Below are 17,861 nucleotides of genomic sequence, written 5' to 3' on the forward strand. Positions count from 1 at the left end.
GGGGGCCTATGCGATGCGGTCGATGATCAGGCGCTGCGCCGGCCGGGATCCCTCGGGCGCAATAACCACAGCGTGTTCCAGCGCTTCCGTGGCCCTGGCAAAGCGTTCCGGGGTATCGGTCAGCAGGGTCATCAGGGGCTCGCCCGCCCGGACCACGGCACCGGGCTTGGCATGCATGCGCACGCCGGCGCCTGCCTGCACAACATCCTCTTTGCGGGCGCGGCCGGCGCCAAGCCGCCAGGCAGCCACTCCCACGGCCAGGGCGTCCAGTTCCACCAGTACACCGTCGGCCGGCGCGTAGACCACCTCGGATTCCCGGGCCACCGGCAGCTTGGCCCGGGGGTCGCCGCCCTGGGCCTCAATCATGCGGTTCCAGACGTCCATGGCGCGGCCGTCCTTGAGCGCGGCGGCGGGGTCGGCGTCGTGGACTCCTGCGGCGGCGAGCATTTCCCCGGCGAGCCGGACGGTCAGCTCCACCACATCATCAGGGCCGCCGCCGGCCAGTACCTCCACGGACTCCTCCACCTCGATGGCGTTGCCCGCGGTGAGCCCGAGCGGGGTGTTCATGTTCGTCAGGAGGGCCACGGTGTTGACCCCGGCATCCTTGCCCAGGGCCACCATTGTCTCCGCGAGTTCGCGGGCCGAGGCCTCGTCCTTCATAAACGCGCCGCTGCCCACCTTGACGTCCAGGACCAGCGAGCCGGTCCCTTCAGCGATTTTTTTGCTCATGATCGAGGAGGCGATGAGTGGAATCGCCTCCACTGTGCCGGTGACGTCGCGGAGCGCGTACAGCTTTTTGTCGGCGGGAGCCAGCCCCGCCCCGGCCGCGCAGATGACGGCGCCCACGTCCTGGAGCTGGGCCAGGATTTCATCATTGCTGAGGGAGGCGCGCCAGCCGGGGATCGCCTCCAGCTTGTCCAGCGTGCCGCCGGTGTGGCCCAGTCCCCTGCCGGAGAGCTGCGGAACCGCAACGCCGAAAACGGCCACCAGGGGCGCAAGCGGCAGCGTGATCTTGTCCCCCACACCTCCGGTGGAGTGCTTGTCCGAGGTGTACTTCAGGCCGCCGTCCGGACGGCGCAGGCTGGAGAAGTCCATCCGCTCGCCGGATGCGATCATCGCGGCAGTCCAGCGTGCGATTTCGATACGGTCCATACCGTTGAGCAGGATGGCCATGTTCAGGGCGGCCATCTGTTCATCCGCGATGACGCCACGGGTGTAGGCATCAATGGTCCAGTCAATCTGTTCCGGGCTGAGGGTGCCTTTATCCCGCTTGATGCGGATGATATCGACGGCGTCGAACGCTTCGGCTTTGTTGTTCGCTGCGCGGTTGCCTGTCACCGGGTTTCCTCCAGGTGTTCGGGACCGAAGGCGTCGGGCAGCACCTGGTCCATGGTCTTGATGCCCTGGGTGGTCATGAGTTCCATGCCGGGCGCGCGGAATTCATAGAGCAGCTGGCGGCAGCGCCCGCAGGGCATCAGGACATTGCCGTTGCCGTCCACACAGTAGAACGCCTTGAGCAGTCCGCCGCCGGTCATGTGCAGGTTACCCACCAGTGCACACTCGGCACACAGGGTCAGCCCATAACTGGCATTTTCAACGTTGCAGCCGCTGACAATCCGGCCGTCCTCGGTCAGTGCCGCCGCCCCCACCGGGAACTTCGAGTAGGGAACGTAGGCGTTCCGCATGGCGGCTACGGCGGCAGCCTCCAGGGCGGACCAGTCCGGGTCTTCTCCCCCCACCGCTGCGTCAGCCCTTGACATAGGGAATGCCGCTGGCCGCCGGGCCCCGGGACCTGCCTACCAGCCCGGCCACCGCCAGGACTGTCACCAGGTAGGGCAGCATGGCCATGAACTGGCTGGGTACCGGGGTTCCGATGATGGTCACGATGCTCTGCAGGTTGTCAGCGAACCCGAACAGCAGCGCGGCGAAGAACGCACCGATCGGGTTCCACCGGCCGAAGATCAGGGCCGCCAGCGCGATGAAGCCGCGCCCACCCGAAATTTCCTTGGTGAAGCTGTCAATCGCCACCAGGGTGAAGAAGGACCCGCCGATGCCGGCCACTGCCCCACCCAGGGTGACGTTCCAGAACCGTGTGGCGTTGACGTTGATGCCCAGGGTGTCCGCTGCCTGGGGATGCTCGCCCACGGCCCGCACCCGAAGGCCCCAGCGGGTCTTGAACAGCCCAACCCAGACCACCAGGACCGCGATGTACATCAGGTATCCCACCAGGGATTGGCGGAACAGGATGGGCCCGACGATCGGGATGCTGGACAGGACGGGAATCTCGATGATGTCCAGCCCGGGAGGCGAATTGAACTGGGCCTTGTTGGCCTGCATCACCGTGCTGAAGAGGAAGCCTGTGACGCCCGAGACCAGGACGTTCAGCACCACGCCCACGATGATCTGGTTGACGAGGTATTTGATGCTGAACAGCGCCAGCACCATGGACACCACGGCTCCAGCCAGGGCGGCAGCCACCAGGCCGATAAAGGGGTTCTGCGTCATGGTGGCCACGATGGCTGCGGTGAAGGCTCCGCCCAGGAGCTGGCCCTCGATGGCGATGTTCACCACGCCCACCCGCTCGCAGAGGACGCCGGAGAGCGAGCCGAACACCAGCGGGACCGCGAGCGTGACGGAGCCGGCGATCAGGCCGGCCAGGGAGATGTTCGGGGTACGGGCACCGCCCACCACCCAGATGAGGAACGCGGCCACGAACAGGACAATGAACGTCACGGTCAGCCAGCCTGGAGCGGGCCTGCCCTTGGTCTTGAGGTAGACGGCATAGCCGGCAAGCCCCAGCAGGAGGACGGACAGGACGATTCCGCCGGCAAATGCGTTCACCTGCAGGGCCGGAAGCTGGAAGAAGTCCTCACCGGTCGAAACCCCGAAGCTGGCGGTCTGATTGGGTGCCATCAGGCCGAAGAAGACCAGGGCGATCAGTCCGAAGGCGGTGAGCAGGATCGGGGTCCGCCAGGTCACCGGCTTGAGGGAAACGGCGGCCGGACCGGATTCAGGGGTGGCGTTGCCCGGCTGCGGCTGTCCGGGTCGGGGCGAGGAAACTGTTGTGCTCATGCTGCACCTCCGGTGGTTGCTGCCTTGCGGGGCTTGGCAGTGCGGGCCTGCTTCCTGCGCCGGGGGTTCAGGCCGAAGACGGCCCGGACCAGGGGTGGTGCCGCGATAAAGAGCACGATCAGGGACTGGACCACCAGGACGATGTCGATGGGGGTTCCCGTCTGGATCTGCATCTGGACCGCGCCGGCGCGGAAGGCGCCGAACAGGAGGGCCGCTGCGAAGGTGCCCCACGGTGTCGAACGTCCCAGGAGGGCGACGGTGATGGCATCGAACCCGTAGGTGGCCGCGACGCCGTCGGTCAGGACTTTCTCGGTGCCCGCCACCTGGGCCACGCCGGACATCCCAGCCAGCCCGCCGGCAATGGCCATGACCAGGATGGTGGAGCGGGAGACGTTGATGCCGGCGGTTTGTGCAGCCTTGGGGTTGGCGCCGACGGCCCGGAACTCGAAGCCCACGGTGGAGCGGTTCAGCAACCACCAGACCAGGACGGTGGCGGCGATGGCCAGGAGGAACCCGAGGTGCAGGCGGTACTGGGTGCCGAAAATCTGGGGGTACACGGCACTGGGGTCCAGGATGGGCGAGATGGGGTTGGTCTCCCCCGGCCGCTGGAAGGCCTGCGTGTTCAGCAAGTACCGCAGGAAGTACAGCGCAATGTAGTTGAACATGATGGTCAGGATGACCTCGTGGGCGCCGGTCCGTGCCTTCAGGACGCCGACGAGTCCGCCCCAAAGGGCGCCGCCGATGATGCCGGCCAGCAGGACCAGCAGCAGGTGCAGGCCCAGGGGCAGGTGGAGGGCGAACCCTACCCAGGCGGCCAGGATGCCGGCCACGATGATCTGCCCTTGGGCGCCGATGTTGAAGAGTCCCGCGCGGAAGGCCAGCGCGACGCCGAGGCCGGCAGTGATGAGCGGCGTAGCGATGGTGAGCGTCTCCATGAACGGTGCGAACTGGGCGGCAACGCTGTTGCCCCGCGGGTTGAAGACCGAGCCCTGGAACAGGGCCACGTAGGAGCGGGTGGCCGCGTTCCACACTGCTGAGAGGAAATCAGTCGGGCGGGCGAAGAGGTAGGTGGAGGTGGTGGCCACCTGCTTGTCGGTGCTGGCAATCAGGAGCCCGCCGAAAATGAGCGCCAGCAGTACGGCGAGGACCGAGACCATGCCGCTGCCGGTGAAGATCCTGCGGAGCACGGTGTCCGGCCCGCCCGGGAGTTGCCCGCTCTGTGCAGTGGCCGGGACGGCTGAGGGCTCCATGGCACCGCCGGCCGTATCAACGGAGACGACGGCGGCCGTCCGGTCTTCCACGGGCGATGCTGACTGGGCTTCGGGGCCGGGTTCGCCGGCCGCGTGCTTGGGGAGATGCTTGTCAGACATGGTCGCCTCCTTCGGCGTCGGAAGTGGAGGCCGTGGCAGCAGCGGCGGACGCCTGGCCAGTGCTCTGCTGGGTGGCTGGCTGCGCGCGAGCATGTTCCTCCGGCGGGATTCCCGCCATCATGAGGCCCAGGACGTCCCGGCCAGTCCCGGCCGGGACAACGCCCACCAGCTTGCCTTTGTAGAGCACTGCGATCCGGTCAGCCAGTTCCATCACCTCGTCCAGCTCAGTGGAGATGATCATCACCGGCGTGCCACGGTCGCGTTCGGCCACGATCCGGCGGTGCAGGAACTCAATGGATCCCACATCCACGCCGCGGGTGGGCTGGGATGCGATGAACAGGCGCAGCGGACGGGAAAGCTCGCGGGCCATCACCACTTTCTGCTGGTTGCCGCCGGAGAGCGTGCCGGCGGCGGCAACAGCCGACGGCGTGCGCACATCAAACTCGCCGATGCGCGCCTTGGCGTTCTCCAGCACTTTCGCCGGGCTCATGCTGATGCCCTTCGCGAACGGTGGCTTGTCATAGAGGTCCAGGACCAGGTTCTCAGCCACCGAGAACGTGCCCACCAGCCCGTCCACCTTGCGGTCTTCCGGAACGAATCCGACCCCGGCCTTCAGGACTTCCTTGACCGACCGGCCCAGCAGCTCCTTGCCGTCCAGTTTGACGGAGCCCGAAACGCGGTCCTGGAGGCCGAGGATCGCCTCGGTCAGTTCGGTCTGGCCGTTGCCCTGCACCCCGGCCACTGCCAGGATTTCACCGCGGGCGATGTCGAAGCTCAGGCCGTCCACCACATGGTGGCCGGTGGGCGCGATGACGGTCAGGTCGCGGACCTCGAAGGTCTTTTCCTTCGGCTGGGCGGGCGCCTTGTCCAGGGTCAGGCTGACGGCCCGGCCCACCATCATGGCGGCAAGCTCGGCGGTGGGGACGGCGGGATCTGCCGTGCCCACCACTTTTCCGCGCCGGATCACCGTGATGGTATCCGAGACTTCCTTCACTTCCCTCAGCTTGTGGGAGATGAAGACGATGGAGGTGCCGCCGGACTTGAGCTGGCGCATGATGTCCAGCAGTTCGTCCGTTTCCTGCGGCGTCAGCACAGCAGTGGGTTCGTCCAGGATCAGGACCTTCGCGTTCCGGACCAGCGCCTTGATGATTTCCACGCGCTGCTGGACGCCCACCGGCAGGTCCTCCACCAGGGCGTCGGGATCCACACGGAATCCATACTGGTCCGAGATCTCCTTGATCCGGCGGCGTGTCTCATCCAGGTTGAGGAAGCCGGCGGCCTTGGTGGGTTCGGCCCCGAGGGCCACGTTCTCGGCGACTGTAAAGACGGGGACCAGCATAAAGTGCTGGTGCACCATGCCGATTCCGGCCGCCATGGCGTCGCCGGGGCCGCGGAAGGAAACGGCCTTGCCGTCCACGAGGATTTCACCCCCGGACGGCTCATAAAGGCCATACAGCACATTCATGAGGGTGGATTTTCCGGCACCGTTCTCGCCCAGCAGGCAGTGGATCTGCCCGGGTTCAACCACCACGTCGATGTGATCGTTGGCGAGCAGGGTCCCGAAGCGTTTAGTGATCCCTCTGAGTTCAAGTTTCAAAAACTCTGACCAATCTCGAAGCGTCCAGTGATCGACCGGACGGGATATGTGGCTGCAGCACCAGCCTAGTGGTTGCAGTCCGGTGATGAGCGGGCGGTGGCCCAAAAGTGAGCAGGCAGCAGCAAGAAGCGCCACCGCCCGGCCGGTGATGGACCGGCCGGGGGTGGCGCTTCAGGCAGGAATCAGGTCTTCGGGCTTGACTTGGACTCGACTTTCAGCTTGCCGTCCACAATGTCCTTCTTGATCTGTTCGAGATCGGACTTGAGGTCGGCGGGGACCTGGGAATCGAGGTCGTGGAAGGGGGCCAGTTGCACGCCGCCGTTGGCCAGGGTGCCGACGTACGGGGTGTTGCTGAACTTGCCTTCGGTGTCCTCTTTGACGATGGTTTCCGTGGCTTCACGCATCTGCTTCATGACCGAGGAGAGCATGATGTCCCTGTAGTCAGGGGCTGTGAGGTAGCCGTCGGAATCAACCCAGATCAGCTTGACGTCCTTGCCGGCGGCCTTGGCATCCTTCAGCGCCGCCCCCGCGCCCTTGCTGGTCGACCCGGCGACGGGCAGCACGACATCGGCGCCCTGGTCCAGGAAGTTCTGGGTGACCTGCTTGCCGACGTCCTGCTTTTCGAAGTCACCGGTGAACGTCCCGTCCTGGGCGTCCTTGTTCCAGCCAAGGAGTTGGACGTCCTTGCCCTTCTGCTTGTTGTAGTACTTCACGCCGTCGGCGAAGCCATCCATGAAGATGGTGACCGTGGGGATGTTCTTGCCACCGAAGGTGGCCACTTTCCCGGTTTTGGTGGTGCCTGCCGCGAGGTAGCCGGCGACGAAGGCTGCCTGGGCGGTGTCGTAGATGATCGGCTTGACGTTCGCGACCGGGCTGTCGTATGCGAAGTCGATGATGGCGAAATGTTTGTCGGGGTTGGCTTTTGCCTGCTGCTTGGTGGCGTCGCCGAGAAGGAAGCCCACCGTGAGGGTGAGGTCGCAGCCCGCGGTGACCATGGCGCGCAGGTTCGGTTCGAAGTCGTTGTTGGTTTTGGACTCCACCTGGTTGACTTTGATCCCCAGGTCCTTCTCAGTCTTCTTCAGCCCTTCGTAGGAGGACTGGTTGAAGGACTGGTCATCGAATCCGCCGGAGTCGGAGACGATGCAGCCGGTGTAGTCGCTGGCCCCGGCTGACGAGGTGCTTCCGGCTTCAGGGGCTGCGCCGCAGGCGGTCAACAGAAGGGCGGAGGCACTGACGGTAGCCAGGCCGGCCATTGAACCGCGCTTGATGTGTGCACGCAGTGATTTCTTCAATTTTCCTCCAGGATGAAGAGAGTGGCGCTACGGCTGGAATTCAATGAGTGTCCGTTTCTGCATTGAAATTCTGTTTTCACTGACAGCCCGCAGCACTGCGCCGGAGCGCACTGATGGCACCTACTTTAGTGGCCTGCGACACGTCTCCCTAGCACACCCGGACCCCATTCGGGAGATTGTTTACAAGTTGTTACCAACCGGTAGGGGCCGCAGTGAAGTACGGCCCCTACCCGGTCCACCTGCAGGGCGAAACGCCAGGAAACGTCAGAGGCGGACCAGCATCTTGCCGGTGTTGGCGCCGTCGAGCAGGTCCATAAAGGCCCGCGGGGCATTCTCGAGCCCGTCCACGATGGTCTCGTCGTAGCGGACCGTGCCGTCAGCCAGCCAGGCGGCCATCTTTTCGGCGAACTCCGCGGCGTGCTGCCGCTGCCCGCCCACCAGGAAGCCCTTGAGGGTGAGCTGCTTGCCGATGGCGAGCATCAGGTTGTGGGGTGCAGGGGTCGGTTCGGTGGAGTTGTACTGCGCAATGGCGCCGCACATCGCCACCCGTCCCCCGACGTTAAGGGTGGCCAGGGCTGCTTCCAGGTGCTCACCGCCCACATTGTCAAAGTAGACGTCGATTCCGCCGGGGCCGGCCGCCTTTTGCAGCTGAGCCAGAACGGGCCCGTCGTGATAGTCGAAGGCGGCATCAAAGCCGAGTTCAAGCAACCGGGCCACCTTGGCGGGTGTGCCGGCGGAACCGATCACCCGGGATGCACCCATGGCCTTGGCGATCTGGCCAACCAGTGAGCCTACGGCGCCTGCGGCCCCGGAGACGAACACAGCGTCGCCGGGCGCAAACTCCGCAACCTTGAGCAGGCCGGCGTACGCCGTTAGCCCGGTCATGCCGAGGGCCCCGAGGAAAGCGGATGCGGGCGCGAGGTCGGTGCGCGCAGGCGTGGCTGCCGCAGCGTCCAGCACTGCGTATTCCCGCCAGCCCTGTGCGTGCACCACCACGTCACCTTCCTGATGCCGCCCGGAACGCGACGCGAGCACTTCCCCCACAGCGCCGCCGTCGAGCGCTTTGTCCAGCGCAAAAGGCGCGGAATAGGACTTAACGTCATTCATGCGCCCGCGCATATAGGGATCCACGGACATAAAGAGGTTGCGGACCAGGATCTGGCCATCCTGGAGTTCCGGCAGCCGGGACTCGGCCAGCCGGAAGTTCTCCGGGACGGGACGGCCCTTCGGGCGGGACGCCAACTGGATCTCGCGGGTGGTGATGGGAAGGGGCGTCTGGCTCATGCGGCGTACTCCAGGATCTTGATGTCCACGGTGATGTTGCCGCGGGTGGCGTTGGAATAGGGGCAGATTTCGTGGGCCCTGGCCACCAGCGCCTCCGCGGTGGCCAGGTCCAGTGCCGGCAGGGCGATCTCGAGTTCCGCGGCCAGCCCGAAAGCGGCGCTGTCCAGCTGGCCGAGATGGACCTTGGCGGCGACTGCCGAATCGGTTAGGTCGGCACGTTCTTTGCGGCCCACCAGGCGGAGGGCGGAGTGGAAGCAGGCGGCATAGCCGGCAGCGAAGAGCTGTTCGGGATTGGTGCCCTGACCGCTCCCGCCGAGCTCCACGGGGCTGGACAGTGTCACGTCGAGTTTGCCGTCGTTGGTCCGTGCGGTGCCGTCGCGGCCTTCGCCCGAGGCAAGCGCGTGGGCAGTGTAAAGGGGTTTCACGGTGTTTCCGTCCTGTTGTCGGTTGAAATCTGTGGTGTCAGAGCGCGGTGGTGTCCGAGCGCTGCGGTTCAGACCGCGCTGTGCAGGGCAGCGGTCAGGCGGCCCAGGGTGTCGCGCAGCTGGTCAAGTTCTTTGGCTGTAAGCCCCGCGGCGTCCGCGAGGCGCTGCGGAATGGCGCCGGCTTTCCCGCTCAACTCCCGCCCGGCAGGTGTCAGGTGGATGGCAACGCGGCGTTCGTCCTCTCCGGACCGGCGGCGCTCCACCAGCCCCAGAGATTCAACTCGCTTCAGCAGGGGCGACAGGGTGCCCGAATCAAGGCCGAGCTCTTCGCCCAGTTCCTTCACGCCGCGCGGCTCGCTTTCCCACAGCACCAGCATCACCAGGTACTGGGGATACGTGAGGCCCAGCTCCTCAAGGACAGGCCGGTAGACCGCAGTGGCGGCACGCGATGCCGAGTAGAGGGCAAAGCACACCTGGCGGTTCAGCCGTGGAGCATCAGTCATGCCACAACCATAGCCTGCAACTAAGTTGTGCACAACTTAATTGCGAGTCTCAACGAGCCGAGAGGCGCATGGGAGTACGACGGCGGGGCGCGGCGCCGTTACTAACGGTCGCGGATGGTGCGCAGCGCCGCAGCGGTGAGCACCCGGATGCCAAGGCCCAAGGCCCGTTCGTCGAGAATGTAGTCGCCCCGGTGGAGATCGTATTCCTCGCCGCCGGGAGTTTTAGTGCCAAGCCTCATCATGGCGCCCGGCAGTTCTGCGAGGAACCAGGCGAAGTCCTCCCCGCCCATGGACTGCGGGGTCAGCACCACGGCGCTTTCGCCGATTTCCGCCCGGGCGGATGCCTCGATGAGGGCCGTCTCGTGTTCAGAGTTCACCACCGGCGGCACTCCCCGAGTGTGCTCCAGGCGCACGTCCACGCCGTACGGGGCTGCCACCTGGTGCACCACTTCATCCAGCAGTTCGCCCGCCGCATGCCACGCCTCGCGGTCCAGGCAGCGCATGGTTCCGGCCATGTAGCCGCTTCCGGGAATCGCGTTCGGAGCCGAGCCGGCCGAGATCTGGCCCCACACCACCGAAACCCCGCTCCGCACATCCACCCGGCGGGACAGGACGGCCGGTACATTGACGGCAATCTGGGCCAGGGCGAACACCAGGTCCTCGGTCAGGTGAGGGCGCGAGGTGTGGCCGCCGCGGCCGGAAAGCTCGATCCGGATGGTGTCCGAGGCCGACGTGATGGCGCCGATGCGGGTTCCGATCTTGCCCACTTCGATGCGCGGATCACAGTGCAGCGCAAGGATCCGGGGAACCCCGTCCAGGACGCCCTGCTCGATGCAGGAGTGGGCGCCGCCGGGCATGGTTTCCTCGGCGGGCTGGAAGATGATGCGGACGGTGGCACCCAGCGGCACCTCCTGGTGCATCCGGTGCAGCACCAGGGCGATGCCCAGCATGGTGGTGGTGTGGACGTCGTGGCCGCAGGCGTGCGTCACGCCGTGGTTCTTTGAGGCGAAGGGCAGGCCCGTCTCCTCGATGATGGGCAGCGCATCGATATCCCCGCGCAGGGCCGTAGCGATGGGGCCCTCCCCCACGTCCACGGTGAGCCCCGTGCCGTCCAGCCGCCGCGGGCTGAGGCCTGCGGCTTCAAGCCGCTCGGCCAGCTTGTCTGTGGTGCGGAATTCCTTGAAGGACAGTTCCGGGTGCGCATGCAGGTCCCGGCGGAAATCGATCAGTTCCGGCAGGAGCGGCTCTAGCCAGGGTGCCACCAGCGCGGTGGCGGCTCGGCTTCCGTAGTGTAATTGCGCACTGTTTCACTCTAGCGAGGGTCACCGGATTACGGGCCATCGCGGTCCCCGCGTTACATGCGGGGCCGCGCCGGCCTAGAGAACGTCCGTGTCCCCGCTGGCTTTCAGGGCGTCGACGGCGGCTTTGACACGCTGCGAATTGGCCATGGTGGTCACCAGCAGGGCATCCGGGGTGTCCACGATGACAACGTCCTGGATCCCGATGAGGGCGATCACGCGTTTGGTGTCCGTCACCACCACGCCGCTGGAGTTCTCGGTGAACACGCGCGCGCCCTCGCCGAGCACGGTGACGTCATCTACTTCCTTGGCACTGTTGAGCCGGCCCACGGAAGCGAAGTCACCGACGTCGTCCCAGCGGAAGGAGCCGGGCACGACGGCGACGTCCCCGGCTTCGGCGGCAGGTTCGGCCACCGCATAGTCGATGGCGATCTTGGGCAGGGTGGGCCAGACACGTGCGGTGACCTCGTCGCGGGCGGGGGTGTCCCAGGCGCGGGCGATTTCCTGCAGCCCCTCGAACAGCTCCGGCTGGTTGGCCTCAAGGTGCTTAAGCAGGAGGCCAACGGGGGCGACGAACATGCCGGCGTTCCACACGTAGTTGCCGCTTTCAACGTACTGCTGGGCAACTTCCTCGTTCGGCTTTTCGACGAACTCCACCACGTCCTGGGCGCTGGGGGCGCCGTCGATGTGCAGGTCCTGGCCGGAACGGATGTACCCGAACCCGGTGGACGGGTGCGTGGGCTTGATGCCGATAGTGACAATCTTGCCGGCGGCAGCCGTGTGGATTGCTTCGCGGACTGCCTCCTGGAAGAGACTGTCCGGGCTGATCACCTGGTCCGCGGCGAAGGAACCCATGATGGTGTCCGGATCGCGCTCGTGCAGGATGGCAGCGGCGAGGCCGATGGCCGCGCCGGAATCCTTCGGCTCGGACTCAAGGACCAGGTTCGCGTCGTGGAGTTCCGGAAGCTGCCGGCACACTGCGTCGCGGTGTGCCTTCCCGGTGACCACCAGCATCCGGGTGCCGGCCAGCGGGTGCAGACGGTCATAGGTGGCGCGCAGCAATGTACTGCCCGAGCCGGTGAGGTCGTGAAGGAACTTGGGAGCTGCGGCTCGCGACAGGGGCCAAAGGCGGGTCCCCACGCCGCCCGCCGGGATCACTGCAATGAAGCGGTCAAGGGGTGAAACCGGGCTTGTCACTTTGTCTGTACTCATCAAGGCCTACTTTAGCCGACCGCCTGCTGTGGCCCCTTCCGGACCCCGGCCGGACCCTACCGGACTTCATGAGGACGCGTGATTGTGGCGTTTGTCTCATTAATCAGCGAAATCCTTGCAGTTGCTGGGCACCAAGGAGTTCCTAAATTGAATAAGCTGTTAGCGGAGCCTAGATTTAGGCCTGAGCTACGAGTGCTCTCGCAGCAGGCGTTCCCCCCGCGTGGATCTCATGCCAGCGCCGCTGTGTTGCAGGGAGGTTTATCAGTGCCGACAAAACCAGCTGGCACCTTGTACCGCGGCCGTGAAGGCATGTGGTCCTGGGTAGGACACCGTATTACCGGTGTAGTGATCTTTTTCTTCTTGTTGGTCCACGTTTTGGACACCTCCTTGGTGCGTGTGTCGCCAGAGGCCTACACCGCGGTGATCGGTGCTTACAAGAACCCCCTCATGGCCCTGGGCGAGACCGGCCTTGTTGCGGCCATCGTGTTCCACGCCTTTAACGGCCTGCGCATTATTGCGGTGGACTTCTGGAAGAAGGGCGCCAAGTACCAGCGCCAGATGCTCTGGGCCGTCCTGGGCCTCTGGGTGGTCACCATGGTCGCTTTCTCCATCCGCCACCTGTCCCTCGCGCTCGGAGGTCACTAAGCCATGTCTGCAACCATTGAGAGCCCGCGCAGCGGGCGCATCGCGCCCCAGTACCGCCGCACCGGCGGAAGCCGGGGCAACTTTGAAATGATCGCCTGGCTGTTCATGCGGTTGTCCGGCGTGGTGCTGGTGGTCCTGATCTTCGGCCACCTCTTTGTGAACCTCATGGTGGGCGAGGGCATCCACGCGATCGATTTCGGTTTCGTGGCCGGCAAGTGGGCCGACCCGTTCTGGCAGGTCTGGGACCTCACGATGCTGTGGCTGGCCATGTTGCACGGCACCAACGGCGTGCGCACCATCATCAATGACTACGCCGAGAAGGACTCCACCCGCCGCTGGCTGAAGACGGTCCTCTACTCAGCCACCGTGGTCATCATTGTCCTGGGCACCCTGGTGATCTTCACCTTCAACCCTTGCCCCGTCGTCAACGGCGTGCCCCTGCCTGGCGGATTCTGCCCTGCCTAGCACCGGCAACACCCCGGGCCCGCGGGTATAACCGCGGGCCTTGTTTTGCGGAGCAGGCAACGCCCGCCCGTTGTTTTATTGCGAATTTTGAGAGAAAGAGCGTCTGGTATGCAGGTCCATAAGTACGACGTCGTCATCGTCGGTGCCGGTGGCGCTGGCATGCGCGCGGCGATCGAATCCGGTCAACGCGCCCGCACAGCAGTACTGACCAAGCTCTACCCCACCCGCTCGCACACCGGTGCGGCGCAGGGTGGCATGTGTGCAGCCCTTGCCAATGTCGAGGAAGACAACTGGGAGTGGCACACGTTCGACACCGTCAAGGGCGGTGACTACCTCGTTGACCAGGACGCCGCGGAGGTCATGGCGAAGGAAGCCATCGACGCCGTGCTCGACCTGGAAAAGATGGGCCTGCCCTTCAACCGCACGCCCGAAGGCCGGATTGACCAGCGCCGCTTCGGCGGCCACACCCGCGACCACGGCAAGGCCCCCGTCCGCCGCGCCTGCTACGCCGCCGACCGCACCGGCCACATGATCCTGCAGACGCTGTACCAAAACTGCGTCAAGCACAACGTTGAGTTCTACAACGAGTACTACGTCCTGGACCTGCTGACGGTCGAAGAGGACGCAGTACGCGAAGACGGCACACCGTACAAGCAGAAGCGGGTTGCCGGCGTGGTCTCCTATGACCTCGCTTCGGGTGAGCTGCACGTCTTCCAGGCCAAGTCCGTGGTGTTCGCCTCCGGCGGCGCCGGCAAGGTCTTCAAGACCACCTCCAACGCCCACACCCTCACCGGTGACGGCATGGGCATCGCCTTCCGCCGCGGCATCCCCCTGGAGGACATGGAGTTCTTCCAGTTCCACCCGACCGGCCTGGCCGGCCTGGGCATCCTGCTTTCCGAAGCCGCCCGCGGTGAAGGCGCCATCCTCCGCAACTCCGAGGGTGAGCGCTTCATGGAACGCTACGCCCCCACCATCAAGGACCTGGCGCCCCGTGACATCGTGGCCCGTTCCATGGCCAACGAGGTCCGTGAAGGCCGCGGCTGCGGCCCGAACAAGGACTACGTCCTCCTGGACCTCACGCACCTGGAGCCGGCGCACATCGACGCCAAGCTGCCGGACATCACCGAATTCGCCCGCACCTACCTGGGTGTTGAGCCGTACACGGAGCCGGTTCCGGTGTTCCCGACGGCGCACTACGCCATGGGCGGCATCCCCACCAACATCACCACCGAGGTCCTGCAGGACAACGACACCGTTATTCCGGGTCTTTACGCAGCCGGTGAAGTGGCCTGTGTGTCCGTCCACGGATCCAACCGCCTGGGCACCAACTCGCTGCTGGACATCAACGTGTTCGGCAAGCGCGCCGGCATTGCGGCCGCCGAGTATTCCAAGACGGCCCAGTTCGTGGAGCTGCCGGAGAACCCTCTGGCCTACACCACTGAACTGCTGGACATTGCCCGCAACGGCACCGGCGACGAAAAGGTGGCCCAGATCCGCAAGGAACTGCAGGACACCATGGATGCCAACATGCAGGTGTTCCGCACCGCGGATACCCTGAACCAGGTCCTGCGCGACATCGCCTCCTTCGAGGAGCGGTACACGCGCATCAACGTCCAGGACAAGGGGAAGCGCTTCAACCTTGACCTGCTCGAGGCCGTTGAACTCGGCTTCCTGCTGGAGCTGGCCAAGGTGATGACCGTGGCAGCCCTGCACCGTGAGGAATCCCGCGGCGGACACTTCCGCGAGGACTTCCCGGACCGCGACGACGACAAATTCATGAAGCACTCCATGGCGTACAAGGATGACCACGCGCCGGCGGACGGATCGGCAGAAGCAATCGCCGGTATCCGCCTGGCCACAAAGCCGGTTGTCTTTACCCGCTACGAGCCGATGGTGAGGAAGTACTAAGATGACCGCTGAAACCGCTGAGCCAGCCTCAAAGATTGAACTGCCTGCCGGCGTCGGCGGTGGCGGCGAAATCCCCACGTTCGATGTGCACATGCGCGTGCGCCGGTACAACCCGGAGGTTTCCGGCGAGGCTACCTGGGATGACTACCACCTCACCATGTACGGCACGGACCGTGTCCTGGATGCCCTGCACAAGGTCAAGTGGGAAATCGACGGCAGCCTCTCCTTCCGCCGCTCCTGCGCCCACGGCGTCTGCGGCTCCGACGCCATGCGCATCAACGGCCGCAACCGCCTCGCCTGCAAGACCCTCCTGAAGGACCTGGACACCTCCAAGCCCATCACGGTGGAACCCATCAAGGGCCTGCCGGTGGAGAAGGACCTCATCGTGGACATGGAACCGTTCTTCCAGTCCTACCGCGAAGTGATGCCCTTCCTCATCAACAAGGGCCACGAGCCCACCAAGGAACGTCTTCAGTCCGCCGAGGACCGTGAGCGCTTCGATGACACCACCAAGTGCATCCTGTGCGCTGCCTGCACGTCCTCCTGCCCCGTGTTCTGGACCGACGGCCAGTACTTCGGGCCGGCGGCGATCGTCAACGCGCACCGTTTCATCTTCGATTCACGTGATGACGCCGGCGACATGCGCCTGGAGATCCTCAACGACAAGGAAGGTGTGTGGCGCTGCCGCACCACCTTCAACTGCTCCGAAGCATGCCCCCGCGGCATTCAGGTGACGCAGGCGATCCAAGAGGTCAAGCAGGCCATTCTCTCCCGCAAGATCTGACAAAGGATCAAGCGAACGACGGCGCCGTCCCCACTTCAGGGGATCGGCGCCGTCGTTGTTTCCCCCCACCCGCCCCCTGACCTCGCAAGCTCGGCCAGGGAACCCGGCGGGCGTGGGCCCACAGCCATGCGTACCAAACGAAAGGGGACGTTGTGTCCCGCTCTGAAAAAGTGTCCTTTACCGGTTCCACCGGCGAGATGCTCTCTGGGATCATCGACATTCCGGAAGGCCCGGTCAAGGGCTGGGGTGTCTTCTCCCACGGGTTCACGCTGGGCAAGGACGCGCCCTCCGCGTCGAGGATGTGCAAGGCGCTGGCGGACAGCGGTGTGGGTATGCTCCGGTTCGACAACCTGGGCCTGGGCGGCTCCGCCGGCGAGTGGTCGGCGGGTTCCTTCAGCCACAAGGTGGCGGACACGGTGAAGGCCGCCGAGTTCATGCGCGGCGAAGGGAAACAGATTTCGCTGCTGGTGGGCCATTCCTTCGGCGGTGCGGCCGTCCTGGCGGCCGCGCGGGAGATCCCCGAGCTCGACGCCGTCGCCACCGTTGGCGCGCCTTTCTCACCCAAGCACGTGGCACATGTCTTCGACGCCGCGCTGGACAAGATCCTGAGCGAAGGCAGCGCGGAGGTGGACCTGGGCGGGAAGCGGGTGGAGATCCGCAAGCATTTTGTGGAGGACCTGGAAAACGCCGACCTGACTGACTGCATCCAGCAGCTGCACAAGCCGCTGATGGTCCTCCACTCCCCCACGGACAACACCGTGGGAATCGAAAATGCCAGCACCATTTTCCAGACCGCCCGGCATCCGCGGAACTTCGTCTCCCTCGAAGGCAGCGATCACCTCCTGACCGGCAAGGGCCAGGCGGCACGGGCCGCCCGGATCATCGCTGCCTGGGCCGACCAGTACCTCGACGCAGCCCAGTAGCCTGTCAGCCGGCACGGGCTGCCCGGATCAGCGCTGCTTTGGCCGGGCAGTACCTCGACGCCGGGCAGCAACAGCGCCCTGCTCCGCGTGGACAGGTACCTTGCCCGGCTGGACCTGCCTCGCTCCCCAGGTGCCCTTCTCGTGCCCTGTGGGCTGTTCCGCCAGGTCCGCCTCCCGGACAGCGGCCCAGCCCGCTGAGACGAGGTAGACCTGGCTGACCAGGTTGAACCAGATCAGCAGGCCGATGATGATGGCGAACGGCGCCAGGATGGGATTGCGGCTGGCGCCGGCCAGCAGCTCGGTGCTGAAGACCTGCAGGATGGTGGTGCCGAATGCAGCCAGGATGGTGCCCTCGAGGAGGGCCCGCCGGGAGAGCTTGAGTCCGGCGGCGAGCCGGAACATAATGAGCGCCGTGACCCAGCTCAGTACCAGGGGGACGGCAATCTTAATGGACGTGGTCAGCGGACCCGCCACGGCGTCGTCGAGGCGCAGGAAGTCCGTGACCCAGCCGGCGGCGGTGCCAAAAACCAGTGAAGCTCCGGCGCTGATCACCAGGGCGATGCCCAACAGGAGCAGGGTGCCGGCGTCGCGCAGCTTCATCAGGACCGGGTTGACCACCAGTGGCGGCAGCTGCATCACGCCGCGGACGCCGTCGCGCAGGCCGGCGATCCAGCCCAGCGACGTGATGACCGTGACCACGGCGCCAATGAGGGCCGTCAGGCCCAGCCCCTCCGGATTGAGCAGGTCCTGCGGGTCCACCAGGCCTTCGCCGCCGTTTACCTTCAGGAGCCCCGGGGCGCTTTGGGCCACGCTGGCGATGATAGTGTCCAGCAGCGCCGGCTGACCGCGCAGCACCAGGCCCGCGATGGAAAAGCCGGTGGCCAGCAGGCCCGTAATGGAGAAGAACATGTTGAAGCCGATGCCTGCGCTCATGAGCGGGCCGTGCTGGAGCGTGTAGTGCCGGAAGGCACGCATGGGACGGAACACGTTAAGGCGTGCCAGCAGCCACTGGAAGGTGCCCATCACCGTGGCGAAGAAGCTCCCGCCCGAGCGGCGGGTCTTCCCCAGCTCCATCCGCTTCTG

Annotated in this window: 16 protein-coding genes and 1 pseudogene; 5 read left to right on the forward strand and 12 right to left on the reverse strand. The window is 65.5% G+C overall.

The window, feature by feature from the left end:
• Positions 1–6: 6 nt before the first annotated feature.
• The 11 genes and pseudogenes from QF047_RS14525 to QF047_RS14575 all read right to left on the reverse strand — a co-directional run bounded on the left by QF047_RS14525 (position 7) and on the right by QF047_RS14575 (position 12,053).
• On the reverse strand, positions 7–1,338 hold the full coding sequence (locus tag QF047_RS14525; RefSeq protein WP_307278336.1) for a thymidine phosphorylase: 1,332 nt from the start codon (positions 1,336–1,338) through the stop codon (positions 7–9).
• Entirely contained in the window at positions 1,335–1,760 is a 426-nt protein-coding gene (locus tag QF047_RS14530) for a cytidine deaminase (RefSeq protein WP_306638639.1), read from the reverse strand. Before QF047_RS14530 ends, QF047_RS14525 begins: the two co-directional genes overlap by 4 nt.
• Positions 1,747–3,072, reverse strand: a complete 1,326-nt coding sequence (locus tag QF047_RS14535) for an ABC transporter permease (RefSeq protein WP_307278341.1) — start codon at positions 3,070–3,072, stop codon at positions 1,747–1,749. Before QF047_RS14535 ends, QF047_RS14530 begins: the two co-directional genes overlap by 14 nt.
• Positions 3,069–4,442 carry an ABC transporter permease gene (locus QF047_RS14540; protein ID WP_307278345.1) on the reverse strand — a complete coding sequence of 458 codons (1,374 nt, stop codon included), beginning with the start codon at positions 4,440–4,442 and terminating at the stop codon, positions 3,069–3,071. The genes QF047_RS14535 and QF047_RS14540 overlap by 4 nt, the downstream gene beginning before the upstream one ends.
• Complete coding sequence (locus QF047_RS14545; protein ID WP_307278348.1) at positions 4,435–6,039, reverse strand: ABC transporter ATP-binding protein; 1,605 nt, start codon at positions 6,037–6,039, stop codon at positions 4,435–4,437. Before QF047_RS14545 ends, QF047_RS14540 begins: the two co-directional genes overlap by 8 nt.
• Positions 6,040–6,221: 182 nt before the next feature.
• A complete protein-coding gene (locus tag QF047_RS14550) occupies positions 6,222–7,292 on the reverse strand; it encodes a BMP family protein (protein ID WP_307281969.1) in 1,071 nt (356 codons plus the stop codon).
• A gap of 303 nt (positions 7,293–7,595) precedes the next feature.
• A complete protein-coding gene (locus QF047_RS14555) occupies positions 7,596–8,615 on the reverse strand; it encodes an NADP-dependent oxidoreductase (RefSeq protein ID WP_307278351.1) in 1,020 nt (339 codons plus the stop codon).
• Positions 8,612–9,040 carry an organic hydroperoxide resistance protein gene (locus QF047_RS14560; protein ID WP_306638632.1) on the reverse strand — a complete coding sequence of 143 codons (429 nt, stop codon included), beginning with the start codon at positions 9,038–9,040 and terminating at the stop codon, positions 8,612–8,614. The genes QF047_RS14555 and QF047_RS14560 overlap by 4 nt, the downstream gene beginning before the upstream one ends.
• 68 nt (positions 9,041–9,108) lie before the next feature.
• A complete protein-coding gene (locus tag QF047_RS14565; protein WP_306638631.1) occupies positions 9,109–9,543 on the reverse strand; it encodes a MarR family winged helix-turn-helix transcriptional regulator in 435 nt (144 codons plus the stop codon).
• A 101-nt stretch (positions 9,544–9,644) separates the two neighbouring features.
• Positions 9,645–10,846, reverse strand: a pseudogene (locus QF047_RS14570) (amidohydrolase).
• A 73-nt stretch (positions 10,847–10,919) separates the two neighbouring features.
• Positions 10,920–12,053, reverse strand: coding sequence for a mannose-1-phosphate guanylyltransferase (locus QF047_RS14575; RefSeq protein WP_307278358.1), 1,134 nt, complete (start codon positions 12,051–12,053; stop codon positions 10,920–10,922).
• A 264-nt stretch (positions 12,054–12,317) separates the two neighbouring features.
• Between QF047_RS14575 and sdhC the strand changes: the two genes are divergently transcribed.
• The 5 genes from sdhC to QF047_RS14600 all read left to right on the forward strand — a co-directional run bounded on the left by sdhC (position 12,318) and on the right by QF047_RS14600 (position 16,778).
• A complete protein-coding gene (gene sdhC / locus QF047_RS14580) occupies positions 12,318–12,698 on the forward strand; it encodes a succinate dehydrogenase, cytochrome b556 subunit (RefSeq protein ID WP_015936418.1) in 381 nt (126 codons plus the stop codon).
• 3 nt (positions 12,699–12,701) lie between these two features.
• Positions 12,702–13,163, forward strand: a complete 462-nt coding sequence (locus QF047_RS14585) for a succinate dehydrogenase hydrophobic membrane anchor subunit (RefSeq protein ID WP_306638628.1) — start codon at positions 12,702–12,704, stop codon at positions 13,161–13,163.
• 108 nt (positions 13,164–13,271) lie between these two features.
• Entirely contained in the window at positions 13,272–15,071 is a 1,800-nt protein-coding gene (gene sdhA, locus QF047_RS14590; RefSeq protein WP_307278363.1) for a succinate dehydrogenase flavoprotein subunit, read from the forward strand.
• 1 nt (position 15,072) lies between these two features.
• Positions 15,073–15,855, forward strand: coding sequence for a succinate dehydrogenase iron-sulfur subunit (locus QF047_RS14595; protein WP_306638626.1), 783 nt, complete (start codon positions 15,073–15,075; stop codon positions 15,853–15,855).
• Positions 15,856–16,007: 152 nt separating this feature from the next.
• Entirely contained in the window at positions 16,008–16,778 is a 771-nt protein-coding gene (locus tag QF047_RS14600; RefSeq protein ID WP_307278368.1) for a S9 family peptidase, read from the forward strand.
• Between the two features lie 27 nt (positions 16,779–16,805).
• On the opposite strand, the gene QF047_RS14605 is transcribed toward QF047_RS14600, so the two are convergent.
• On the reverse strand, positions 16,806–17,852 hold the full coding sequence (locus QF047_RS14605; RefSeq protein ID WP_306638622.1) for a YihY/virulence factor BrkB family protein: 1,047 nt from the start codon (positions 17,850–17,852) through the stop codon (positions 16,806–16,808).
• Between the last annotated feature and the right edge of the window lie 9 nt (positions 17,853–17,861).

The sequence above is a fragment of the Arthrobacter sp. W4I7 genome, assembly GCF_030816215.1.
GTDB lineage: Bacteria > Actinomycetota > Actinomycetes > Actinomycetales > Micrococcaceae > Arthrobacter > Arthrobacter siccitolerans_A.